This window comes from Verrucomicrobiia bacterium (genome assembly GCA_035946615.1).
Classification (GTDB): domain Bacteria; phylum Verrucomicrobiota; class Verrucomicrobiia; order Limisphaerales; family UBA8199; genus DASYZB01.
Window position 1 is genome coordinate 27,492 of sequence record DASYZB010000023.1, and the last position, 24,238, is coordinate 51,729.

Sequence of the window (24,238 nt, forward strand, 5' to 3'; positions counted from 1 at the left end):
TATCTTGGCCAAACTCTGAAGACCCTTTACACTCTTGCCGGGTGAGGTTAAAACTGCCGCATGCATGGTGATCGGTTGATTTATGTAGTGGTCGCGCTGGCAATCATTGGGCTATGGGCCGGTTTGGCTTTTCTTTCACACGATGCCCGACTGCGCAGGCGCCGCCGCAAGAGCCATAGCCGAGTCACCTCCAAATCCAATCGCCCCATGGTCCGCTTCAGCGTGCGTCCACCTAAAGATTGACCGAATTGGATGGCCAGCTTCAATGTTGAATGCTCCGTTTGGATGTTCGATGTTCGAAAGAAACTTCTGAGCGCTTGCTCTTTCCTCAGCGATTCCACTTTACTCGGGAGGACCGTGGGATGGACTACACACAGGGACCCCTCTCCCCCTCGAAAGGGGAGAGGGAGAAGCATTGCCAGATTAGAGATGAAGTTCATGTTATGGAGTCCTCAGTAAGTCCCCAATTGCCTCCGCCCGTCCGAGAATCCGCTCCTGTCGGGTTTCCAGGTCTTTTGTTTTCACCACCAACTCGCCTGCGGCATTGCGACCGAGCGCCACGGTGCGAGCCGCTTTCAGCTCCTGGGCGCGCTTGAATTGTTTATCGGGTTTGGCGCGGGTCAAAGAATAATCCACACATAAGCCGGCCGAGCGCAGGTCCTGGATAAATTTCAAAGTTTCCGGTCGCAGCGCCTCATCTTCGATGATACAAAACGCATCCAGCGCGGCGTGGAACTCCGGGAGCAATTTCCGGCTCTTCAGCAACTCCGCCAGCACGACGTCGCCCATGCCGAAGCCCAGCGCCGGCAGGTCCACTTTGCCGCCGCTGATGAGCTTTACCAGGTTATCGTACCGGCCCCCACCGGCGATTGCGCGAGGCTGGTCTCCTTTGCGATCAAAGGCCTCAAAAACAATGCCCGTGTAATAAGCCAAGCCGCGAATGACGCCGTAATCGACTTTGACAAAATCACTCAAGCCGCGCGCGGAGAGATTGTCCAGAATAAGCTGGAGCTCCGTTGTGGGTTTGGCCTCATCAATCAGGGCCATGACCTCCACCACTGAGAAGCCCAGGCCCCGCAGTTTTTGCTCGTTCGTTTCAGGGGCTTCTCGCTCCAGTTTGTCGATGACCTGGTAAAAATCGTACTCTTTGGCTGGGTCTCCATGGTGGCGGTGAAAGAAGTCGTGCCAGGCATTACGGCTGCTGAGGCGCAGAACGATATCCGTTTCAGTCAGACCCAAGGCGCGGAGGGTATCAATCAACAGTGCCATGAGCTCGGCGTCGGCTGCAGAATCCGTTTCGCCGATAATATCGGCATTAAGTTGGAAATGTTCGCGCAATCGGCCCTTTTGCTGGCGCTCATAACGGAACAATTGGGGGATGGCAAACCATTTGATGGGCTTTTTATAGCTGCGTTCGTGAGCGGCGACCATCCGCGCCAGGGTGGGGGTCATCTCGGGCCGCAGGGACACGTCGCGTTCGCCTTTGTCTTTGAAATTATAGAGCTGCCCGATAATTTCCGCGCCGCTCTTGGTGGTGAAGAGTTCCAATGGTTCGAGGGGCGGCCCGTCGTATTCGCGAAATCCATAGCGGCGGGCCGTCCGGCGCCAGTGGTCAAAGATGTGCTGGCGCGTGTCAGCGCTCCAGAGGTCCTCGTGCGGCACTGGCTCGGGATAGAAATCGCGAAAGCCCGGTAAACGTTCCATAGTTCAGGCCAGAAGGTAAAAGCCGGCAGAAGAAAAGCAAAAGTAAAACGCCCTGATTAGCTGCTGGCTGGGCGTGTGGCCAGCTTTCGAGCCGTCAACCCCATCACCGCGCCAAAAATCAAATGCGCCGTGAGTGTGACCGCCACAAAAGCGGCAGTGAGCGCAATCCCAAACACATTTGGGTAAGGCGTAAAGAGCATCGCCGCTTCGAGTCCAGCCGCCATGACCACGCCCCAGAGCCAAGGTTGTCGCACGGCGTCGCCGATGACAGCCAGATACATGATGCCGAAGGTAACGCCGTTGCTGAAATGGTAAGCCCAGCCCAGCAGGTGCGAAACGGTCGAATAGGCGCGTTGTTCCTGTGGCTGGCCCAAAATCATCGCGCCAAACTGGGGAAATACCTTGTACAGATTCATCGGTGGCACAATGGATTGGAGGCCCCATTGCTTCGAAAAAACAAAAGGGAGGCGGAACGCGTCATACGCCACCGCGGCCAGCAGCCCGGCGGCCGCTCCGATGAGGACGGCCCGCCACAGTTTGTGGTCTCCCCGAAAACGATCGGCTATAGCTAAGGCCCCCAGCAACATCAACGCCGGCGCCGAGACAAACAGCGTAAAGGTCCGCATGGAACAAATCCCATAAAACTCCGCCAGCAGGCACCAGATGGAGGTCGCGGAAAGAATGAAAACAGCCCAACGCCAACAAGGAGTCCACAACTGCATTCTCGCGTCCGGCGAGTTACTGATTCGCATGCTCAATCCTCATCGCAATTTGACGTGCCCAGGAAATTGGGGGCAGACCTTGAACTTGGGCGCGGGCTGATGGGTGATCGAGTGGAAGAATCCCATCGTTCCTGATTCTGAACACAGCCACACTTCTTTCGCGCCCGCATCAAAGTAGAGTGCCATTTTCTCTCGCATTTCTGCATCTGTATTCCGCGGCGAAAGCACTTCCACGCAAATTTCAGGAGCGCGGGGGAAGGCAATGGAGTCCGCCAATTCCTGCAGGCGCTCGGGGGATGCCCATGCCACGTCCGCTGCTTTCACACCGTCGGCTGTCGAGATTGGACATTCTGTCAGAACACGCCCTGTTTGCATGAACTGGTCCAACAAGGCGCCGATACGAAACTGGAAACTTCCGTGGTCTGCAGTGGGTGGAGGGCTCATGATAATGTGGCCAAAACGGTCGGTTTCAACGCGCTCATCGATGCGGGCCAGCCTGGAATCGGCCAGCAGCTCAGCCCACCGGCGAAGATTGAACTCGGTTTGGCTTTGCTGCGAGGGTAACCGGATCGTCAACGTTGCCATGGCCTACAATAGAATGGAGCGACCAGGGCCGTCAATTGGCGGAAGGCGACGCAAACCCTGGCCTAAAGACTTCTTTTGAGCCGTTATTTAGCGATATCGAACTGAAACTCGCGCCGTCCAATTAGACAGAGCGTCTCTGGCGACGCGTGAACAGCACGAACTTGCGAGGTCGGAGTCTCACCACCGCCAGAAGACTAGAATCATTTCTGGAAGTGACCAAGATGGCGCAGGCTGCTGTCCGCGCCGGGGCGGTCGGGGCGTCACTGGCCATGAAGCCGGAAGTAGTCCTGTTGGCTGGGGATCGTAATGCCCAGGAAATGGTGGCTGCCGTTGTCCGCTTGCAATACTCTATTGGTTGTGGGGGACCAGGACTCTCCTGAGCCAAGCTCCCAACTGCCCTCAACCGCCAGGCGAACTGAGTCCGACGACCAACCAAGCTGAATCCCGCCCAGGGTCGGTGTCACGTCCAAGATTGGCTCTACCGATTGGAGGGGTGAAAAGGAAACCGCATTCGCCGCGGAATTCGTCAAACCAGCGCCCAATGCGAGCATGGGCGAAGTGCCGGGCACAGCCGCCCCAGCCCGCAGGGGAACCAGTTGGAAATTGATTTTTGCGCTGGTCCCGCCCAGCAACGGCCCCAAGGTATAAACAACGAGCCGATTCGTTGAGTTGAAAGAGGCTGAACCTTGCGGGCCGCCCGCGCCGGCAAAATCGAAGGCGTTGTCCAGAGTGAACGAGACGGTAGCGCCGTAGGCCTGAACGGAACTTTGATTGGTTACTTGCATCGTGACCGGTTGTGCGAGGCCAACCACCCCGCTGCCCGACGCGGACAGAGGCGTGAGGGACACGCGCACCGTGCTGGGCGTCTGGTCGGGAGATCCGCACCCGCCGGAGCGGGTGTCAAGGAAGAGCATTTCGTCCACAACCTTTCCGGAAGAACCGTCGGTGATCTCGACCGACCAGTTCGCTGCGTCGCCCGCCTTGGTGGTGTCGTCGCGCATCGTCACGACAAAGAATCCGTTGCGGTCGGGGTTCGTAGTTGGATTTGTCAGACAGGCCCATTGTTCATTGGTGAACAGCGTTTGCAGGTGGGTAGTGATAGTGCCATTTATATCATTGAGAGCAGCCTTTGGATAGGCGAGCAACATGGTACTTTCAAAAACGGAAGGGTCATAATAAACATTGGTTGAGGTTGAAGTGGAGTTCCCATTGTGCAATAGAAGCAAGTTGCCGAATGGTTGTGCGATGATGATACCGGAGCTACCGCAGTCAACCCGGCCAATCAGGCAATGGTAGTTAATGCCGCCACCCGCGCTGGCATTGTAAATTTTGTAAGGAAAGCTGTCCAGGGCGTAAAGGGTGGGAAATCTGAGATCACTCAGGTTGGCGAGGAAAGTGACAATATCATCGGGCACGTCGAGCGGCGCACCCGAGTTGAAATGATTGTTGGCGATGGTGGTCATGGCGGTGAGATAACCATTCACGTCGCTCCACTTGTTCGTCACGAGCTGCTTACCCTGGGGGTTCAGCCAGTTTGCATTCTTCCAGGGGGCGAGGCGTTGCTGCCAAACTTGCAGGGCGGTGTAGGCTTGGAGAAAGCCGTCATAGTCGGCTTGGTCCATTGGCGGCGGGATGTACCCCCCAAGCAGAGAGAGGTAACCGGGAACGGTCTGAATCGGATTCAAAACGTAGCCCGTTGTTTTGGCATCAGCCTCGGTGAATGAATTCGCGTAATTCTCGAGTTGGCTGACGTTCGTCCTGAATTGCTGGAAGCTGGTGATCAAGCCGCCTTGCGGCGGTAGTCTCGAAGAGCTTGATGTTATCTGACAGCTCATGGACACGGCAGTGTTGGTGCTCTTGAAAAACGAGTCAACGAAAGCGGAAAAACTCGCGGAATCCAGTGAACTGCCGCTCGCGGTCACGCTCAACTGTTGCTTGACGGTGGCCGACGAGTAGCTAAAAGTATAAGCTGCCCAAACGAAGGCCGCCCTTTGCAGGCCGGCCACGTAGTGCGTCCCATATTCGCCGGTGATTTTCGCGTGCAGGGCCTCGCCCTGCAGATTCGTCTGCCAGGCCGGCACGTCGTACGTGAAATTCCCGCAAATCGGGCAAAAACCTATCGGAGAATAAAGCGTCGTCCCGAAATTGCGCGTCTTCGTAAAGACGAACGTCAGATTGGTCGCGTAAAAGTTCTGTTTGTTCAAAAAGCTTAATCCGATGCTGGTGCCTCCAACAAGGGTATCGAGGCTGATGGAGCTGTTAACCGAGAGCGTCTTGATCATGTCGTAAGTGTGCTGCGCAAAAGTAACATGCTCGCTTTGCCAACCGTCGTTGAGCAGCGTTCCATTGGTGCTTAATACGACCAGACCTTTGCCTTTTGGCGCGGGTTGCCCCTGCTGATTCAATAGCACCCCGTCGCCGTAACCACTGGTGCAATTGATGGTCATTTTAGATGGATCATGCCAACCCACCACGATGGCTGCCGCCGGATGTGACCACCAAAGGCAGGCGGCAACTGTTGCTAGCGCGCAGATTTCCGAACGTTGTTTCATAAACGGCTTTTCAGTGGTCTAGTTGGCGTGACATAGTTTGGTTTCGTTCAATCCCCGGCGCGGGATGATTTTTGCCCATTCCTGTTTCGACTAAACAGGACCGGCACGGAGATCGCGGAAGTTTCCGGCAGTCCACCTTGCGGGGTGATCGGCTGAACCGCGGCGACCAGCCCGCTCGCCGGCACCGTGGCAGTGGAGGTGGAAACGCTGGCGAGATTCGTGCCAGCCAGATTGGTGATGGTAATCGTGCAAGGCAGTGATACTGAAGAGGGAGTGGCAACCCGGGTCTGGTCCGACAAGTACATTTCGTCCACAACCAAGGCGTTTCCGTTGGCATCAGTGCCGCCACTGATCACCAGGGACCAGTTTGTCTCGTGTGTGACCGGTTGCGTGGCGAGGAAGAATCCATACCGATGGCCAGAAATATTGGCCGCGTTTGTCCAGGACGGCCATGTTCCATTTGTTCCATTGAAGAAGGTTTGCAAGTCATTATGGACGGTGCCGCTTGGATAAGCCCCTAGTTGGGCTTTCTTGAAATCCTGTGCGTCGTAGTAAATCGGAACGAGCGATCCATTGTTGGTCCCGTAGTACAGCTCCGACAAGTTGTTGAAGGGAATGGCTATGGTCTGGTCGCTGCAGCCGCAATCAACCAAGCCGAGCATGTAATAGTTGCCGCTCACAACGACGGGGAAGCTCGCGCCCTTTATGGAGTAAATTCGCGGAAGACTGATATCGTTCAGCGTGGCCAAATAATTGACGATGTCGGCCGGTATGGCCAGCGGCGCGTTCGTGGTGAAATGACCGGCGGCGAGGGACTTCATCGTGGCGAGATGGTTCTCAGCGGTGAACCACTCTCCAAGCACTTGCTGCCGGCCCTGGGCATTGAGCCAACTCATGGCGTCGCCATCCAGAATCCAGGGGTCAAAATGCTGCTTCCAGGCTTGGAGCGCCGCATAAGCCTGCAGAAAACCATCGTAGTTCGCTGGGTTCGCAATTGGTATTTGGAAGGAGGGACTGAAGAGGGAGGAGTAACCGGCCACGGTCTGGATTGGACTCAAAATGTAACCTGTGATCTTGGCATGGCTCAAGCTCATGTTCGTCACATAGGTCCGCAATTGGCCCACAAACTGCAAAAACTGCTGGGGGTTGGTGATCACCCCGGCCGAGGCGAAGCCGGGATTGTTCGTCGCCTGGGGATCGCTCGACCAGAAGTCATAGCTCATGCTCGCAGTTGTGTTCGTGTCCGCAAAAAAATTATTGACGGAAGTGGAGAAGTTCACGTCTCCAACGCCTCCCAAACCGGCGCCCCCGCTCGCGGACAAACTCGACTGCTGCCTGGCGGAAGCGGAGGCGTAGTGGAAGGTATATACCACCGCGACCATTCTCGTCGCTTGGTAGCCGGAGACGTAGTGAGTGCCAAACGTGCTGGTGATCGCCGAGTGCAACGCTTCGTCCTGCAACGACTTCCGGTAAACCGCCACTTGGTTCCAGAAATTTGACGAAAAAACCGCCGCATCGTAGGAGACGCTGGTCGGACCCAGTGATGCCGTGTAGATGAAAGTCAGGTCATTGGCGTCGAAGGTGTGGCGGCCAAAAAAGCTGACATTGACATCACCGCCAAAAACCAGCGCGTTCAAGCTAACCGCGCTGTTGGCGGAAACGCTGCTGACAATATCGTAGGTGTGCTGTGCGTAAGTGTAAGACTCAGACCAACCGCCGGTACTTGTGACGGGGAGGGACAAACTGCTAATGATTCCTGGAAACGCCGGCTCTTGCTGCCGATTCAATGCCACTCCGTCGCCCAACTGCAGGGTCATGCGATCATGCCAACCGATGGATTGTTGGGCGCCCGCAGAAAAGACCGCACAAAGCACGGCGCTGAAAATCGCCGGCAGGGCTGTTTTGCGAACTCTGGAAGGTTGCTTCATAATCTGCCTTTTTTGGTAAGCCCCGCATTTTAGCGTATCCGGAGGCGGTACAGAGGATTGTGGCAAGAGGTGACCGGCAGGCACCTGTGTTGTATTCATGCAGCGTGCGGGCATTTGGTTCGTGTGCGCAAAAGCTCAGTGTTTTATAGTTAATCGGGCGGCGGCGCCGGATCTTTCAAAAAATCGCAAAAAAAGATTTTCCGGATTTGTTTGAAAGAACCGCCCTGGGTTTGCGATTAATATTCAGCGGATAATAAGGGCGCTCATCATGAGTATCGAAAGCGAATTGCTCCCGACACGCCAGAGCTTGCTGAGCCGGCTGAAAGATTGGGGTGACCAGGAAAGCTGGCATGACTTTTTCAACACGTACTGGCGCTTGATTTATAATGTGGCGATCAAGGCCGGATTAACCGAAGAAGAGGCGCAGGATGTCATCCAGGAGACAATAATGTCAGTGGCGAAAACGATGCCAGGATTCCGATACGACCCAAAGGTGTGCTCGTTCAAGACGTGGCTGCAGCACTTGACGCGCAAACGCATCGTCGATCAATTGCGCAAGCGTCCGCCTCCTGGGGCGCAGGGCCGCCGGCTGCCGTCAGAAACCGCCCGCACTCCAACGGTCGAACGGATTCCAGTCCCCGGAGGGTCTGAGCTGGATGCAATTTGGGAGGCTCAATGGCAACAGGCGGTGCTGGGCAGCGCCATGAAGACGATCAAGGAGAAGGTCAACCCGAGGCAGTACCAGATGTTTTACCTCTACGCGATAAAGCAACAGCCGATCCAGGAGGTTGCCCGTTCGCTTCGCGTGCCGGTCAGCCGCGTCTATTTGGCCAAGCACCGCGTTTCAGCGCTGATCAAAAAGGAGGTCAAGCGGCTGGAGACTAAATGCTTTTAGCCGGGAATTTTGAAACAGGCTCTTTGCCGAGTCGAACGGGCACGGGACCTGTTTTTACGTGATGACCGAAATGGGTTGCTCAATCCCGGCAAGGGAGTATAAAGGGGTTAAATTCAGTTCATGAGTGACCCTGATGTGGATACGCGGGCGCAAAAATTGTCCGCAGTGCCCCCCGCGCCGAAAGTAGAGTATTTTCCGCCAGCGCGACCGGAGCGGGTATTTGCTCCGCAGGTTCCCGATCATGAATTGCTGCGCCGCATTGGGGGAGGCAGTTATGGCCAGGTCTGGCTGGCTCGCAACGTGATGGGGACATACCGCGCAGTCAAGGTGGTTTATCGCCGCAGTTTTGAGCACGATCGCCCCTACGAGCGTGAGTTTGAAGGAATTCTCAAGTTCGAGCCCGTCTCCCGTTCGCACCCGGGGCTGATGGATATTCTCCAAGTCGGTCGGAATGATGAGGCAGGATATTTTTATTATGTGATGGAATTGGCCGACGATGAAGCAACCGGCAGTGCACTGGAGGCGGCTCTGGTAACCGGGGTGCGAAGCGGTCCCGCAGACGGGATGCAACCGGGGGCAGACGTTGGGAAGTCATCAAGCTATGTTGGTCCGGAGACGTACTCCCCGAAAACACTTCGCAGCGGACTGCGAAACCGTGGCCGGCTGTCGTCCTCCGAATCTGTGCGGGTAGGTCTTTCGCTGACGGAGGCGCTTGATCATTTGCATGAGCAGGGCCTGGTACACCGGGACATTAAACCGTCGAACATCATTTTCGTGGGGGGCCTGCTGAAGTTGGCAGACATAGGCTTGGTGGCTGAAGCGGGGCATACCCTTTCCTGTGTTGGCACGGAGGGGTTCATGCCTCCGGAAGGGCCGGGGAGTGCGCAGGCGGACCTCTACAGCCTGGGCAAGGTGCTCTACGAAATGAGCACCGGCAAGGATCGCCAGGATTACCCTGACCCTCCAACAGACTTGGCGCTTTTACCAGACCAGCAATCTTTGCTTGAGCTGAACGAGGTGATTTTCAAGGCCTGTGCCCTTGACATTCGCCAGCGCTACGCATCAGCACAAGCGATGCAGCGGGATCTGCTCCTGGTCCAGAGCGGCCAATCGGTCAAACGCCTCCACTTGCTGGAGCGGCGCTTAGCTCTCGTTACCAAGACGAGTTGTGGCATTGTGCTGCTGATGTTTCTAATCGGCGGCGAATATTTACAAACCAGCCGAGCCCATAAAACAGCCACTCACCGGCTGATTCGCCTTCAGGTCGCCAATGCGGTGCGGCGTATCGATGAAGGCGACTTCCCGGGGGCGCTGCCTTGGATCGCAGAGTCCTTACGATCGGCAAGTGGTGATGCGGTCGCGGAAGAAATGCACCGTTACCGTTTTGAATCGGTTTGGCGCCAATGCCCCAAGCTGACCGCGGTTTGTTTGCATCAGAGCCGGGTGTGCGAGGGAGCATTCAGCCCGGATGGCCTGCGGTTTGTCACGGCCAGTGCGGACCACACCGCGCGGGTTTGGGACGCCGCAAGCGGGGAGCCGGTGTTGCCACCGCTGATGCACAATGACGAGGTGCGCCACGTAATCTTCAGTCCAGATGGCCGGCGGATTGCTACTGTTACTCACGACGCTACCATGCGGATCTGGGATGCGGCCACGGGCCGGCCTCTTTGCCCCCCGCTGCAGAACCAGTTTGAAATCTGGTGCATCGCTTTCAGTCCGGATGGCGAAAGGATTCTTACTGGAAGCGGTGCTGTTGGCGAGGACAAGGAGGCGGTCGAGGAGCGGGAGCTGGCCAATGGCAGGCCCGTCAGGCTTCGTCGCCACGCAGGAGAGAAACTGGGAGAAGCGCAGGTCTGGGATGCGGCCACAGGCAAAATGGTGGGGCGGCCCTTTCGCCAGGCGGGTACCATTCGGAGTGCGGCCTTCAGTCCCGACGGAGCGCGTATCGTTACGGCCGGCGATGATAAGACGGCTGTCATTTGGGACGCGGTTACGGGCGAGCCGATAGCCCCCCCACTGAAGCATTCCGATAAGATCGAACGGGCGGTGTTCAGTCCGGACGGTCTTCGCGTGCTCACGGCAAGCGAGGATCACACCGCGCAGCTTTGGGACGCTCGCACCGGGCGTCCTTGCGCCCCTGCGTTAAGGCATCATAAGGGGGTCCTCTATGCTGCATTCAGTCCGGATGGTAGGCGGATTGTTACCACGAGCCGGGATCAGACCGCCTGCTTGTGGGACACTTTAACCGGTGAGCTGGCCTGCGTGCCGTTGCGCCACGACAGTGACGTTCGGCATGCCGAGTTTAGCCCCGATGGCCGGCGGTTGGTTACCGCCGGTTCGGAACCGGTAGTGCGCCTGTGGGATGCGGTTACGGGTGAGTTGTTAGCGCGGTTGCCCGAGAACAATAACGGAAACTTTGCCACCTTCAGCCCTGAGGGCAGACGCCTGCTCACCGTCAGCCGCGATGACCTGGCGCGCCTGTGGGACTTGCTGCCGCTTTCCCCAACGATGCTCAGTCTGCACCATGAAGAGAGGGTCAATAGCATCGAGTTTAACGATCAGGCAACCCGGGTAGTCACGGCTTCCGAGGATTGCATGGCGCGAGTTTGGGACATTGCTACCGGCGAACCGATAACATCTTTCCTGGGAGGAAAAAGCCCGATTGCCATGTATCCGCGCTTCCACGCTGGGTTCAGCGTCGATGGGAAGAAGGTCCTCACGGATGGGAGAGGGGCAGGTGTATATGATGCGGTCAATGGTGGCTTGGAGCTCTCCGTTGAAGCCCAGGGAGGTAAAACCCTCCGCGTCGGGCTCAGTCTTGATGGCGAGCGCATTGTCACAGCGGACACGAATGGAAGTGCGTGGGTCTGGATGGCCTATCCAGCCGGGTCGCTCATCTGCGTGCTTCAGCATCAAAAGCGTGTAGTTAGGGCTGTCTTTAGTCGCGACGACCGCTACGTAGCCACTGGTTCGGCCGATGACTGGCCTCTTCTCGCCAATCATCAGGAACAGATTCGGGTTTGGGATGCAAAATCAGGTCTAGGTCTCTCTCCGGTCATGACAATCAAAGGCATAATCTCCGCTGTTTCATTCAGCCCAGATGGTCGCACGCTGTTATCCGCTTCAGTTTGGCCGCCTTTGGAGGAGCGTGAGGCACAAATCTGGGATTGGCGCACGGGCCGGCCTGCCGGACCGCCGCTCAGGCATTTTGACGGGGTGCCGTGGGCCGAGTTCAGCCCAGATGGCCGGCGGGTGGTCACCGCCAGTTTTGATAAAACGGCCCGAATTTGGGACGCGACAACCGGGAAGCCCCTGGTCACTTTGCGCCATAATCGACAGGTGGAGCACGCTGCTTTCAGCGCGGACGGCAGGCGGGTGGTCACTGCCTGTCAGGATGGCATGGCCCGTGTGTGGGATGCTGCAACGGGCGAGCCTTTAGGTTTGCCCCTGAAACACGCTGGGCCAGTTTGGTGGGCCACGTTCAGTCCCGATGGAAGCCGCGTGGCGACCGCCAGCGATGATCATAGTGCGGGCATTTGGCAGTTGGGAATGAATCAGCGTCCGGCCCCAGACCTTCTGCTAATGGCTGAATTCTTGAGTGGACAGCAAAACGACAGCGATGGGGACGGCACATCGATAGAATCCAAGGACCTGGTTAAGATTTGGCGGGTTTTGCGCGCGAAATACCCGGCCGATTTTGCAATTTCTGCAGCGGACGCTCTTGCCTGGGATGAGCGCGAGGCGGAGGCCAGTGAGAAGAGCAAAGAATGGTTTGCCGCCGTGTTTCACCTCAACCGGCTCATTGCGGCAAAAGCTGGCGATCTGTCGTACCTTCGGCGGCGCGCTTCGGCCTATGCGGAAGAGAAGGCAATACCATGAGTCAGTTACGGCGGCGTCTGCGAGCAGCGGGGTGTGTGCGAGCCGGCCGCGTGGTCTAACCGCTTCAGCGGTTTTCCTACCGCAGTGTTCGGTCGCGGTGTTAGGAAACCGCTAAAGCGGTTCAATGGCCCGCCCAGAGCGCGCTCACCCCGCTGAAGCGGGGCGTTAATGAGAATCGGCATGCGACCCGGAGAATTCTACCGTACGCCCTGCGCTCCCTTCCCTTGGCACTTCGATTGCTGTTTCTGATGATTATGCAGAAAGTGTTCGCTTTATCCCCGCGGCACAGTCTGGTGTTCATCCTGGTCAGCCTCTGTGCGTGTGGCAATCCTGAGAAATCCGCGAAACCCTCTCGCCAGTTTCTTCAGACCCGCAGCGAGATGCTCCAGAAATATGGAACGTCCGTTCGCACCAGCTTCACCGGTTCGTTCGCCCCTTGCGAGCGCCTGTCTTTCCGCAGCGATACTCTTTCCATAGATGCCGATTTTTCGGGCGAACAGTGCCATTATATTCGTTACACGCTCCCGAATTGGTGGACCGACGAACAGATCGTTGCCGCACTCGCGAGCAACGGCTCACATTGGCAGCTTGTAGGAGCAACCGGTATGGGATTCTTCTCGCTCATGTTGCGTATGAGCGAATACGTCAGCCAAGACGGCCATCACGCGAAGTATAGCGCTCCGGCCAAATGGCTCGAAATCTGGTCGAGCGCATTAGTGGCGCGGTCCCAGCAAATCGAAGCCGAACGCCAAAGAAAAGCTGACGCAATTCCAAAGTTCTGAGTCGTGGCACCGCCATTTGGCCTTGCACGAGGAGGTGACCGGTCGGTTAGGCAAGGGCGGACACTTACAGCAAAGCGATCTGCCGGTCAGCGCTTGGCCCGATTCTGGAACCTGGTCCGGTCATTGAAGCCCCAGGCTGCAGGTCTGTCTTCTCAAAACGGAATTGAGCGCCGAGGAGGTAGTCGAGGACAGGTTCGAACGCCATCCACCTTCTATCCAGCCGCTCGGCTGCTTCGCCGGTGGTGCAACTGCCGGCAAACGGGTCAAGAACCAGGTCACCCTCGACGGTGAGAAATTTGATAAAAAACTCCGGGAGCTGGACGGGGAAGCGTGCCGGGTGAGGCTTGATTTTCTCCTCTGCGCAGCGGGTGAGGTAGTATCCGTTGGCATCGTTGTTTCCAAGCGTCAACAGGTTGGGGGGGATAGCGCCACCATGCGCAGTGAATTTATTTGTGATCTTATGGCCCGAGGGGCGTTCTTTCGCCCGATATCCGCGTTTCAGCAGGCGTTTCATATCTTCAGAATACTCCGTCAAAATCTTGCGGTTATCGGCCTTGGGTTGGGTGGATTTGGAGAGCCACCAAAGGGCTTCGACGGAATCTTTAACACGAATGCGCCGCACCGTTACCCACTCCGCTGGAGCCGGGAGTTTGGCCGGGTTGTGCCAGAAGAATTCCTGGGCCAGGTGAAACCCATGCTCGCGCACGAGCCGGATGAGGACCTCAAAATGGCAGAGTGCGCGGACAGGGTGGCCCGGACGCCAACTGCCACCGATGTTGATTACGAGGCTTCCGTCGGGCTTGAGCACCCGCTTGAATTCGGAAGCAAACCCAAGGAACCAGTCCACGTATTGGTCCTGGTCCACGTTGCCGTAGTCCTTCTTGAAATGGAGGGCGTATGGCGGTGATGTAAAAATGAGATTGACTGAATCGTCCGGCACACCAGGCAGCAGTTCCTCGGCTTTGCCGCAGTAAGCGGCACCGCGGCTTGTGCTGAAATGGGCCTCTGGGAGGCGGGCTCCGTAGGCCTTTGGCTCCTCACGAAGCTTGCGAGCGGTTTTCATAGTCTGAGAATGCATCAATTAGCGACTGTCTCCAATGGCCGTATGGCTCGACCTGGGGAACAGTTTGCATGATCTCCAGGAGGTCAGGGAATTCTTCGCGACGGACCAGGCCATGAACTGAGATGTGAAGATACTTCCACTCGCCCGTGCGATTGAAGAGACATACCGACAAGATTTCAAATTGATCCGCCCGGTAGGCTCGCGTTGGTGTTCCATCCTTGGAATTGCGTGTCTTTTGCAATTCCGCCCGAACCCAGTCATTCTTACGCTTTGCGTCGGGTGATCGAACGTTCTTGCATTCAAGCCGCAACAATTTTCCATGGAATCTGAACGTAAAATCTGGCTCGCCGTCTCTGCCATACCAGACCAAATCGCAAATGGAGCCATTCTTCTCCAATTCGTCGAGTTCACGATTCAGGAAATATTCGGCCAGTTTGCCTTTGGCGTCGATAATCGCGCGAAAACCCTTCTGAATGGCCGAGAGAATATCATCCGAAGTCGCGTTGAGCTTGGTTTCAAGGGGATGGGGCGCAATGTTGAAGAGGCTCTTGATTGGAACGTGCAGTGCGCTGGCGACCGCTTGCAGAACCTCAAGGGTGACGTTTCGGTCGCCGCGTTCCAAGCCACCGATATACGTGTAGTGTTTCTGGGCTTTCTCGGCAAGATCTTCCAACGTCCACCCGCGGGCCTTTCGCAGCTCGCGTATCCGCGCGCCCACCAATTCCTGGATCGTCGGCATTCACGGATCAGTGGAGCCAAAATGAGCCTCATGAGTCCAGAGACTATGAGTCTTAATTTAAGAAATCGCAAGAGATTCTTTCAAGGAGACCCTTCCTCATGTACCTCGATACGTCGATTTGGCGTTCGTGGGAAAAAATATAGTCTCTTTTTGGTCTTTACTAAAATGCCTCCAACGCGCTTTGATTTCATGCAGCAAAAGAAAGATTTCTATATGAGCGCGAAACCGGGACGCAATGATCCCTGCCATTGCGGCAGTGGCAAAAAATACAAACGCTGTCACCTCCCTCTGGATGAGCAGGCGCGCCTGGCTGCGCGCCCCCCAACGCCGGAACCGCCTGAGGAGGCCCCGTTCGAAGGGCTTGAGGAGGCCGCGCCGGATTGGAAGCCTACCCCTGAGAATTTGAAGAATTTTGGCAGTCTTTTCAAATCACTCGAGTCATCGGGCATGCTTAAGCGCGACCCGGAATTGCGGCGTCTCTTCGACGAGAACGAAGTCCTGATCAGATACGTAAATTGCGAGCAGGAGATTGAGGCAGCATCGAAGGAATTGACCCTACATGAGGACGGATTTAAAAAGCTTGCTGCGGACGATGAGGCCCTGAACCGCATAACAGAGAAACTCTTCGCTGAGGAGGCCTTCAGACACTTGCGTTTCACGCCTGAGCAAGTCGAGAAGGCATTTGAAAAGGCAGGCTACTCGCCCTCCATTAAGGGCAAAGAAATGATTGAAAAGCTCTTTTTCAAGGCGCTCCTGTTTTTGGCCTCGAAAGAGTATCGGAAAAAGACCAGCATGGAATTGCTGATGCTGGCGCCCCGCTACGTTAAAGAAGGGCGTTTGATCCAAGCGCGCCTCATCGAGATTGCGGCCTTGGCTACTGTGGAAGACACAGATGAAACCAACCCCTTCCTGATGCAAATGTTCAGGTGGGGCCTCGATGAATGGGCCGCTCGGAAGGACCAGGAGCAGGAAAACCTAATAGAGATTCTGGGATGCGACCCGAAAACAATGAGCCCGGAGGAGTTGGAAAATTGGCTGGAAGGCCTGGCCGATCCGGCTCAGGAGAAGCGACTGAAAGAAGCGGTCAACGCATGCCCTGGCCTGGTCCAATCCTCCGTCGCAACGGAAGGGACCATGCTGCGTCAGGCCATCCAGCTTTTTGAACGAGAAGACTCCGCCTGCCTTTTGCTGAGGGCCGAAGAGATGGAGCCCTGGGCGCCGCGGTTCAATCGCATCGTTGAAGAACTTTTCGAGAGGTACGGGCCAGTGCAGGACGGCGCACAACTCTCTGACACCCAGCAGGAAGAAGCCTATTCCACAGTTTATCTGCCCGCTATGCGTGAAATAGCCAAAGGTGTTTTCAGCCCGGAACGGCTCAGAAAACTTGTTGCCGACCTGAAAGCCTATCGCAAGGAGCTGTTTGGCGCTGGTGAAAGAGAGGCGGGATTAAGCGCAACGGGCGCGATTATTTATGTGGAGCGAGAGGATGATCCGTCGCAGAACCCGTTTCTGATAAACCTTTGCAGCAGGTCCATCCATGCCATGGCTGACGCTGCGCAGGAGCAGAGCGGGGAAGATGTCCCCGCCGCCTCCTCAGCCGGGACTGCCTAAGGCGCTTGAGCAACTGGTAAGACTCAGGAGTTGATCATTTGAATTCATGAAGCCGTTGCTCCTGCTCTTCGTGTCCGCTTTCAGTCTGGTTGCGGCTGTGCCGGGACACCCACGTGTGGGAGAAAGTGGAGCTGACTTTCCGGGCGGCAAACTCATATCCCAATCCATACAGCGGCTGGGCCTACTGTGCGCGTTCTCCCGGCAAAGATTTCTTCCTGGCCTATTTTGAAAAGGGTTGTCCGCAGCACAGCCTCGTTCGCGGCGCGCTGCCGAATGCAACTTCCCGGCGATTTCCCTTTTGAATCTGCGTTTCTCTGCGGTATCTGGGGTCGAAGTGGCGTTTTAGGAGTTGTCGCACGGGTTGGTTCTGGGCATCCTTCGCGCCCAATATGCGGCAGGTCAACCTCGGGCTTATCGGCGGCGGGACGGTGGGCAGCGGCGTGTTTCACGCGCTGCAGCTCAATGCCGGCCTGATGGCCTCGCGCATTGGCGTCGAAATCGGCGTTCGCAAAGTGGCCGTTAAGGCGCTGGATGAACCCCGACCGTATCCGATTGCCCGCTCGTTGCTGACCACCGATTGGAATGGGGTGGTGCAGGACCCGGCCGTGGATGTCGTCGTTGAATTGGTTGGGGGCACCACCATCGCCCGCAACATGATCCTGACCGCGCTGAGGCTTGGCAAACCGGTCATTACGGCCAACAAAGCCCTGCTCTCTGCGCATGGAGAAGAGCTGTTTGCGGCTGCCAAAGAGTTCGGCACCAATCTCTATTATGAGGCCAGCGTGTGCGGCGGCATTCCGATCATCAAGGCCCTTCGGGAAGGCTTTGTTGGCAACCGCATCACGCATCTGTACGGCATCGTCAACGGGACCTGCAATTACATTCTGACCCGGATGAAGCTGGAAGGGGTCGAGTTCGCGGATGTATTGCGCGAGGCGCAAGCCCAGGGCTACGCCGAAGCCGAGCCGTCGCTGGATATTGACGGCTGGGACGCGCAGCACAAGGTCGGCATCCTGGCGTCACTGGCACATGGGTTTTGGGTCAAGCCCAAGGACATTTACGTCGAGGGCATCCGCGCTATCACACGCGCTGATATGCAATTCGCCGGCCAGTTTGGCTATACGATCAAACTCTTGGGGATTATCAAGGGAATTGACCAGAACCCAGCCGGCCAGGGCCCGGGGAAGAAAAGGCATCAAAACAATGGAGGCGCCCGCGTGCAGGTCTCCGTGTATCCAACTCTGATCCCCAACTCGCATGTGCTGGCGAGTGTCAACCACGTCTTCAACGCCGTGTTCGTGCGCGGCGACGTTGTCGGGGATACCTTGTTCTATGGCCGCGGCGCCGGCAAAGATGCCACGGCCAGCGCCGTGCTGAGCGATGTCGCCGATGCAGCCCTGGACCTGAAATTCGGAACCAAACACCGTCGGCCGCCGTTCGTCCCCCATGATCGCCAGGGCAGGGTGCTGCCGATTGGCGAGGTGTTGTCCCGCTATTTCGTTCGGTTAAACGTGGTGGACGTGCCGGGAACGTTGGCCAGGATAGCCAGGATATTTGGAGATTTGCAGATTGGCATTTCTTCGGTCATCCAGCCGGAAGGCCATGAAGGGGCGAGCGTGCCGTTGATTTTGATGCTGCACGATGCCGTGAATGGCGCCGTCTCACGGGCGCTCCAGCGCATAGCCGCGTTGCCGGTCATCAAAGGCAAGCCGGTGATGATTCGCGTTGAAGATTTCCAATGAAGCCGGTTGAGAGGAATTTATGGCTTTAATTGTTCAAAAATACGGCGGCACCTCCGTAGGCAATACCGAGCGCATTAGGAACGTGGCGCGCCGCGTGGCCCAGTATCGCGCCAAAGGCGACAAAGTGGTTGTGGTCGTCTCGGCGATGAGCGGGGTGACTGATAATCTGATTAAGCTGGCCAAGGACCTCATGCCGCTGCCCAACGAGCGCGAGATGGATGTCCTTTTGGCAACCGGCGAGCAGACCACCATCGCCTTAACGGCCATCGCCCTTCATTCGCTGGATGTGCCCGCGGTCTCATTGACCGGGGCCCAGGCGGGGATTGTCACCGATGGTGTTCATACCAAGGCAAAGATTCAAAACATCACGCCAAAAAAAATCCATGACCTGCTCAACGAAGGCCAGGTGGTGATCGTCGCTGGTTTCCAAGGCCAGACGCTCGACGGGCAGGTGACCACCCTGGGCCGGGGCGGCTCGGATTTAACTGCCATTGCGCTGGCCGCCGCCCTCAAGGCAGACCTGTGCCAGATTTACACCGATGTGGATGGGGTCTATACCGCCGACCCGCGCCTGGTGTCCAGCGCCAAAAAGCTAGACGAGATTTCCTACGACGAGATGCTCGAGCTGGCCAGCCTTGGGGCCAAGGTCATGCAGTCACGCTCGGTCGAGTTTGCTAAAAAATTCGAGGTGGTATTCGAGGTCCGGTCCAGTCTTAACGATCATCCAGGCACCATTGTGAAAGAAGAAACCAAAAACATGGAAGACATCGTCGTGCGGGGCGTCTCGCTCGACAAGAACCAGGCGAAAATTACGCTCGTTGCAGTGCCGGACAAGCCCGGCATTGCGGCGCGCATCTTTAAGGCCATAGGCGACGCGGCGATCAATGTCGATATGATCGTGCAGAACATCAGCCATGGCAGCGGCGCCCCCGCCACCGACCTGTCATTTACGGTCGATAAACCAGACTTGCTCAAGGCCCAAAAAGTGATCGATTCCCTAAAGGCCGAGGTCGGTTTTGGCAAAGTCATTGCCACCGATAAAATCGCCAAGCTCTCGATCGTGGGAGTGGGAATGAAAAGTCATACAGGCGTGGCCGGAAAGATGTTCGAAATCCTGGCCCGCGAAGGGATAAACATCGACATGATCTCGACCAGCGAAATCAAAATCTCTGTGGTGATTGATATCGCCAAAGGGGAACAGGCGATGCGGGCCGTGCATGAGGTGTTTTTGAGGTAGATGGATTTCCTTTTTGAATTTTGATTTTAGATTTTCGATTCGCGGGACGACATCCGTGAAATCTATGGTCAATGTATTGGTTGTGCGACCTCGTTTCCGATTCGTTCGAGGTCGAACAGCGGATCATCCAGGCACTGGCGGACGGCGTTCAACAATTGATTGGGAGAGCAGGGTTTGGGAACGAAGCGAGTGCGAGTGCGGCGAAGGAAGGCGGTGTCCTGGCCCAGTGAATCGCCACTGTAGCCGCTGGTGAAGAGAACTCTGAGGGCGGAGTTATGGGCGCGCAACCGTTCGGCCAATTCGCGACCGGTAATCCCGCCGGGCATGACCATATCGGTCAGGAGCAGATCGAAATCGCACGCGCAGGAGGAGTATTGCTGGAGGGCCTGGCCGCCCGAGGCCGCTTCGCGAATACGATAGCCGAATTTCTCGAGAACGGCGCGGCTTACAGCGCGCACCCCCTCTTCATCTTCCACCAGGAGGATGCGTTCCGAGCCACGAGCGGGTGCTGGGCCTGTCTGTGCGGCTTGGGTTTGAGCCGGCACTTCTTTGAGTTCCGGAAGAAAAAGAGCGAATGTGGAGCCGACCCCAAGTTCGGTTGAGACTTCAATCCAGCCTTCGTGCTGTTTGGCGATTCCGTAAACTGTGGAGAGGCCCAAGCCGGTCCCTTTGCCGACGTCCTTGGTGGTGAAGAATGGTTCGAAAATGCGAGGGAGGATCTCCTGGGGAATCCCGGTTCCGAAGTCCTGAACCGAGAGGGTGACGAAGGAACCTGGGCGGGCGTCGTGATGAGTGCGGACATGGGAGCTATCGACTCGGCTGATGCTGGTGCGAACGATAAGACGCCCCCCGCGAGGCATGGCATCGCGGGCGTTGACCACCAGGTTGACCAGCACCTGCTCGAGCATCCCTGGGTCTGCCTGAACGTAAGGGGACTTGGCGGAATAATCGCATTGGAGGTTGATATGCTCACCGATAATCCGCTTGAGCATTTTGGTCAGATTACTCACCAACCCGTTTAGGTCGATGGGGCGAGATTGCATGATTTGTTTGCGGCCAAAAATTAGAAGCTGGTTGGTGAGATTGGCGGCGCGATCAGCGGCAGCGGCAACCTGGTGCAGGCACTCGCGAGCTTCGGGCTTGAGTTGGTCTCCAAACATGATAACCAGGTCTGCATTGCCCCGAATGACTGCCAGGAGATTGTTGAAATCGTGGGCCACACCCCCGGCGAGCTGGCCGATGGCCTCGAGTCTTTGGGATTGGCGCAGTTGCTCCTGGGTTTGGCGCAGGATTTCCTGGGCCCGTTTCCGGGCCGAGACATCGTGTTGGATAGCGACATAATGGGTAATGGCCCCCTGGGGATCAACGATGGGCGTGATGCTGGCTTCGCAGGTGAGCAAACACCCATCTTTGCTGCGATTCACCATTTCGCCATGCCACGAATTTCCGGATGAAATTGTTTGCCAAAGCTGTTCGTAAAATTCAACGGGGTGCTTGCCCGATCTCAAAAGACTCATCTTGCGCCCAAGCGCTTCTGCCGCAGAATACCCGGTGAGCTGCGTGAATGCCGGATTAAGCCATCGAATCACGCCGTTCAGGTCGGTGATGACAATGGTATTCTCAGCGGCGCTGAGTGCAGCGCCCTGAAGCCTCAATTGGACCGTCTGCTCAATCGATTGAATCGCGAATGAGAGATCGGCCGAGAGCCTTTCCAGGAGTGTCAGCTCGTGCTCCTTAAAGAAATTTGCTTCACCGCTATAGAGGGCCAGGATGCCAAGGGTTCGGGCGTCCGTCCTAAGCGGAAAGGCGGCAACGGAAGCGTAACCGCGTTTGAGGGCTTTTTCGCGCCACACATCGATGCCTGGGTCATGGGCGATGTCGTTGCAAAGAGCGACCCGGCCTTGGATAAGGGCTTGGCTGCCGGGGCCGGAGCTCAACTCTGAATCAGGATTGGCTGAAAGTGTTACGTCGGAAAGATAACCCTCTTCGTGGCCGAACCAAACGGTTGGCCGGACCAAAAGCGTCTCGGGGTCCAGCGCGCCAAACCAGGCCATTACAAAATGACCCTCCTGGACCAGGACGCGGCAGGCCTCCTGGCAGAGAGAATCGACCGAACGCGCGCGGACGATCAGTTCGTTTATCCCGCTGAGGACTGAATAGAGCCGGTTGGCGCGTTCCAGCCGCCTGGCCGCGCGTTGTCTTTCTGCCGCAAGCGTGGTGAGTTCGCGGTTGGAGGCGCGCAGTTGGCGGGTGCGTTGCTCGACGGACTCTTCCAACGCCTTAAGGGTCGCCTTGGAAATCCGTCCCAGACGCCATTTTTCGGTGAGCGTATGCGCAAGCTGCAGGACCTCAATGACGTCGAAAGGCTTTTTGAGTATTAAGATGCGCTCGGGATGGCCTAGCCGCGTCGCCATTTCGTCCCAGGAGTAATCGGAGTAGGCGGTGCAGATGACAATCTGCAATTCGGGATCGACCTGCCAGAGGTGAGCTATGGTTTCAATTCCATCCCATCCCGAGGGCATCCGGATGTCCACAAAGGCCAGGGCGAAGGGGATTCCTGCGTTCGTTGCCCCGCTCACCGCATCGAGGCCCTCCTTCCCGTCGTAAGCGGACGCTACATCGAATTGAACCGGAGTCGCGCCGGTTTTATTTTCGTCGAACAACGCGGCCTCGAGAGCGTCGAAATCAGGACGGCTTGTGGCGCGAAGAATTTTGCGGAAATCATCGTGGATCGAGGGGTTATCGTCGATGACCAGGATGCGGTGGTTAGGGGGCTGGAGGGAGTTGCTCATGATCAGTTGGAAGATGCGACCGGCAGTTCGAGGGTGAAGGTGGCTCCGGCGCCGGGCCCTTCGCTTTGGACACTGAGGCTGCCGCCGAGTTCTTTGGCGGCCAGGGCGGCGCTATGCAGGCCAAAACCGTGGCCGTCTTTGCGTGTGGAAAAGCCAAGGGTAAAAATGCGGGACAGGTTCTCGCGTGGGATGCCCACACCGTTGTCAACAATCGAAATCCGCACGCGCCCGTCGCCATTGCCAATGCGCATCGTGAGTTTTTTATCCGATCGCTCGGATTCGTCGCACGCATATTTGGCGTTGCGAATGAGGTTAATGAGAATCTGAAGGGCCTTGTGTTTGTCCAGCGTCACCAGGGGCTGTTTCGACGGGTAGTCGCGGCAGACCTGGACCTTATGATTGGAGAGGCTGCCGGCGTTCAAGCGCAGGGCATCCTCAACCAGGTCCGACGCAGGGATCGTTTCTGTCGAGCCTGCGAGCCGGGCGTAGGTTTGCTGCATGGCGACGATTTGTTTGATGTGGTCTATATTTTTGGCGAGGGATTCTACTTCGCCACGGAAGCGGGCCTCATCGGCGGCCATGACAGCCGCCAACTGCTTGACGTAAGCCGCCAGGTCGTGAGCTTTTGGGTCAGAGGTGAGGAACTCAGAGAGGTTCCGGGAATGATTGTTTAATACATCGGAGATTTTGGCGATGCGGCGGGCAAAGGAATCCTTAACGTGCTGGGCCAGCAGAGTCACCGAAATATTCACGCTGTTGAGGACATTCCCAACATTGTGAAGGACGCCTGTGGCAACCTCGGCCATCCCCGCCTGGCGGGAAACCTCCAGGAGTCGTTGGTGCGCTCGGATTCGTTCCAAAGCGCCGCTGCAGTGGTCCGCCAATGCCTGCAGGGTGGCCAAGTCCCGCTCATCATAGGCATGCGGCCTGTAGCTTTGAATGGAGAGCACGGCCACAACATTCGAGCCGTTTCGCACAGGCGCATACAGGATGGAGAGGGACCGGCGGGCCGTGTCGCCGAACGGTACTCCCTCGGCCTTCTCAAGTTCCGAGACTTCGCGCAGCAAGAGCTGCGGCCCGGATTCAATGGCCCGTCGAGCCAGCGGGGAGGGCGGTAATTGGGTGAATTGCGGCTGGCATTCAACACGCCGGCCATCGATTAAATCAATATTCAGCACGTGCGAGGTCAGATGGGTTTCAGGCGAATACATGTCGCAGAGGGCGCAATCCCACCCTATCAAGCGGTCCGCCACTTCAAAGATAATCATGGCCGCATCTTTGGGCGTTGCGGCGGCGCTCAGCCGGCGGCCCAACTCCGAGAGGGCGCGATTATGTTCTACTTCCCGCTGGAGCGTCGCCTGCGAGGTCCGCAGAGCTGTCGTGCGAGAATGGACCTGCCGGCGCAGGGCGAAGATCCAGGAGAAGGCGATGAGTGCGACAAATCCCAGCGTCCCTGCAAGAACCACCAGATGCCGCGCGCCCCATGCTGGAGGGGCTTTCAGGAGCGCAATGGCTTCAGGGTTGGGAAGGAGAATGCGGAAGGATTGGGGACTATGGCTATCGCTGCCTTGAATCGAGCACACGCCGCTCAGGCGCAGCAGACTTCCGGGGCGCCAGTTGTAGATGCCAATAGGGAATCTGCCGGAAGAAAGTTGGGCGGTAAAAATGATCGGACCTTCCTGGAGCACCAGTTTGGGTTGTGCAGAATGCGGGATGTATTGAAGCAATTCGGCGCGAAGCTCGACAAGAGAGGCGTCATTGGTTCCATAAAGCAGAATCTGCTCGCCTGTGGCGGCAAGAGGAGTTGGTAATCCAACAGGCTTTAAACGACGGATGAGCGCTTCTTCCAGATGTGGCGAGAAATCGCCCATATGAGAGCGATCTCGATAATTGATGGCGGTCCGTGTTGAGTAATTGAGGGATTTGGTTTCGGATGTCAGGTGGTTTGGGTGAGGTGGATTTTTCGCTTTTTTCCTGCTCCAGCAGAAGGATAAGGCCGGAGCGGCC

At 56.9% G+C, this 24,238-nt stretch carries 16 protein-coding genes; 7 read left to right on the forward strand and 9 right to left on the reverse strand.

All coding sequences use genetic code 11. The features are described 5' to 3' along the window. Positions 1-60: 60 nt before the first annotated feature. A complete protein-coding gene (locus VG146_03690; protein ID HEV2391446.1) occupies positions 61-243 on the forward strand; it encodes a hypothetical protein in 183 nt (60 codons plus the stop codon). A 198-nt stretch (positions 244-441) separates the two neighbouring features. Here VG146_03690 and hisS read toward each other — a convergent pair whose 3' ends face one another. From hisS to VG146_03715, 5 genes are all read right to left on the reverse strand, one after another. Further along, entirely contained in the window at positions 442-1,704 is a 1,263-nt protein-coding gene (gene hisS / locus VG146_03695; protein ID HEV2391447.1) for a histidine--tRNA ligase, read from the reverse strand. A 56-nt stretch (positions 1,705-1,760) separates the two neighbouring features. Further along, on the reverse strand, positions 1,761-2,456 hold the full coding sequence (locus VG146_03700; GenBank protein ID HEV2391448.1) for a DUF6789 family protein: 696 nt from the start codon (positions 2,454-2,456) through the stop codon (positions 1,761-1,763). Between the two features lie 9 nt (positions 2,457-2,465). Next, on the reverse strand, positions 2,466-3,011 hold the full coding sequence (locus VG146_03705) for a Uma2 family endonuclease (GenBank protein HEV2391449.1): 546 nt from the start codon (positions 3,009-3,011) through the stop codon (positions 2,466-2,468). A gap of 260 nt (positions 3,012-3,271) precedes the next feature. Next, positions 3,272-5,563, reverse strand: a complete 2,292-nt coding sequence (locus VG146_03710) for a hypothetical protein (GenBank protein ID HEV2391450.1) — start codon at positions 5,561-5,563, stop codon at positions 3,272-3,274. Between the two features lie 47 nt (positions 5,564-5,610). Further along, positions 5,611-7,491, reverse strand: coding sequence for a hypothetical protein (locus tag VG146_03715; GenBank protein HEV2391451.1), 1,881 nt, complete (start codon positions 7,489-7,491; stop codon positions 5,611-5,613). Positions 7,492-7,759: 268 nt separating this feature from the next. Between VG146_03715 and VG146_03720 the strand changes: the two genes are divergently transcribed. The 3 genes from VG146_03720 to VG146_03730 all read left to right on the forward strand — a co-directional run bounded on the left by VG146_03720 (position 7,760) and on the right by VG146_03730 (position 13,047). Beyond that, positions 7,760-8,386 (forward strand): sigma-70 family RNA polymerase sigma factor, encoded by a 627-nt coding sequence (locus VG146_03720; GenBank protein HEV2391452.1) that lies wholly within the window; start codon positions 7,760-7,762, stop codon positions 8,384-8,386. Positions 8,387-8,506: 120 nt separating this feature from the next. Continuing rightward, the gene (locus VG146_03725) at positions 8,507-12,265 is read left to right on the forward strand and encodes a protein kinase (GenBank protein ID HEV2391453.1); all 3,759 of its coding nucleotides are present in this window, start codon (positions 8,507-8,509) and stop codon (positions 12,263-12,265) included. Between the two features lie 254 nt (positions 12,266-12,519). Then, positions 12,520-13,047 (forward strand): hypothetical protein, encoded by a 528-nt coding sequence (locus tag VG146_03730; GenBank protein HEV2391454.1) that lies wholly within the window; start codon positions 12,520-12,522, stop codon positions 13,045-13,047. 64 nt (positions 13,048-13,111) lie between these two features. Here VG146_03730 and VG146_03735 read toward each other — a convergent pair whose 3' ends face one another. Together VG146_03735 and VG146_03740 are read right to left on the reverse strand one after the other, a co-directional pair. Continuing rightward, entirely contained in the window at positions 13,112-14,110 is a 999-nt protein-coding gene (locus VG146_03735) for a site-specific DNA-methyltransferase (protein ID HEV2391455.1), read from the reverse strand. Further along, entirely contained in the window at positions 14,085-14,849 is a 765-nt protein-coding gene (locus VG146_03740; protein ID HEV2391456.1) for a helix-turn-helix domain-containing protein, read from the reverse strand. The genes VG146_03735 and VG146_03740 overlap by 26 nt, the downstream gene beginning before the upstream one ends. A 213-nt stretch (positions 14,850-15,062) precedes the next feature. Here VG146_03740 and VG146_03745 point away from each other — a divergent pair, with 213 nt between their 5' ends. From VG146_03745 to VG146_03755, 3 genes are all read left to right on the forward strand, one after another. Next, entirely contained in the window at positions 15,063-16,460 is a 1,398-nt protein-coding gene (locus tag VG146_03745; protein HEV2391457.1) for an SEC-C domain-containing protein, read from the forward strand. 389 nt (positions 16,461-16,849) lie between these two features. Beyond that, on the forward strand, positions 16,850-18,202 hold the full coding sequence (locus VG146_03750; protein HEV2391458.1) for a homoserine dehydrogenase: 1,353 nt from the start codon (positions 16,850-16,852) through the stop codon (positions 18,200-18,202). A 19-nt stretch (positions 18,203-18,221) separates the two neighbouring features. Further along, positions 18,222-19,439, forward strand: a complete 1,218-nt coding sequence (locus tag VG146_03755) for an aspartate kinase (GenBank protein HEV2391459.1) — start codon at positions 18,222-18,224, stop codon at positions 19,437-19,439. Positions 19,440-19,507: 68 nt separating this feature from the next. On the opposite strand, the gene VG146_03760 is transcribed toward VG146_03755, so the two are convergent. Both VG146_03760 and VG146_03765 read right to left on the reverse strand, forming a co-directional pair. Then, entirely contained in the window at positions 19,508-22,231 is a 2,724-nt protein-coding gene (locus VG146_03760; GenBank protein HEV2391460.1) for a response regulator, read from the reverse strand. Between the two features lie 2 nt (positions 22,232-22,233). Beyond that, a partial coding sequence (locus VG146_03765) for an ATP-binding protein (protein HEV2391461.1) occupies positions 22,234-24,238 on the reverse strand: 2,005 nt, incomplete at its 5' end.

What these genes read in the sequence shown, in the direction of transcription:
- VG146_03700 (HEV2391448.1), bottom strand. Translation starts at nt 2,456, where the DNA reads ATGCGAATCAGTAACTCGCCGGACGCGAGAATGCAGTTGTGGACTCCT.
- VG146_03720 (HEV2391452.1), top strand. Translation starts at nt 7,760, where the DNA reads ATGAGTATCGAAAGCGAATTGCTCCCGACACGCCAGAGCTTGCTGAGC.
- VG146_03755 (HEV2391459.1), top strand. Translation starts at nt 18,222, where the DNA reads ATGGCTTTAATTGTTCAAAAATACGGCGGCACCTCCGTAGGCAATACC.
- hisS (HEV2391447.1), bottom strand. Translation starts at nt 1,704, where the DNA reads ATGGAACGTTTACCGGGCTTTCGCGATTTCTATCCCGAGCCAGTGCCG.
- VG146_03750 (HEV2391458.1), top strand. Translation starts at nt 16,850, where the DNA reads ATGCGGCAGGTCAACCTCGGGCTTATCGGCGGCGGGACGGTGGGCAGC.
- VG146_03730 (HEV2391454.1), top strand. Translation starts at nt 12,520, where the DNA reads ATGCAGAAAGTGTTCGCTTTATCCCCGCGGCACAGTCTGGTGTTCATC.
- VG146_03705 (HEV2391449.1), bottom strand. Translation starts at nt 3,011, where the DNA reads ATGGCAACGTTGACGATCCGGTTACCCTCGCAGCAAAGCCAAACCGAG.
- VG146_03710 (HEV2391450.1), bottom strand. Translation starts at nt 5,563, where the DNA reads ATGAAACAACGTTCGGAAATCTGCGCGCTAGCAACAGTTGCCGCCTGC.
- VG146_03740 (HEV2391456.1), bottom strand. Translation starts at nt 14,849, where the DNA reads ATGCCGACGATCCAGGAATTGGTGGGCGCGCGGATACGCGAGCTGCGA.
- VG146_03715 (HEV2391451.1), bottom strand. Translation starts at nt 7,491, where the DNA reads ATGAAGCAACCTTCCAGAGTTCGCAAAACAGCCCTGCCGGCGATTTTC.
- VG146_03760 (HEV2391460.1), bottom strand. Translation starts at nt 22,231, where the DNA reads ATGAGCAACTCCCTCCAGCCCCCTAACCACCGCATCCTGGTCATCGAC.
- VG146_03745 (HEV2391457.1), top strand. Translation starts at nt 15,063, where the DNA reads ATGAGCGCGAAACCGGGACGCAATGATCCCTGCCATTGCGGCAGTGGC.
- VG146_03690 (HEV2391446.1), top strand. Translation starts at nt 61, where the DNA reads ATGCATGGTGATCGGTTGATTTATGTAGTGGTCGCGCTGGCAATCATT.
- VG146_03735 (HEV2391455.1), bottom strand. Translation starts at nt 14,110, where the DNA reads ATGAAAACCGCTCGCAAGCTTCGTGAGGAGCCAAAGGCCTACGGAGCC.
- VG146_03725 (HEV2391453.1), top strand. Translation starts at nt 8,507, where the DNA reads ATGAGTGACCCTGATGTGGATACGCGGGCGCAAAAATTGTCCGCAGTG.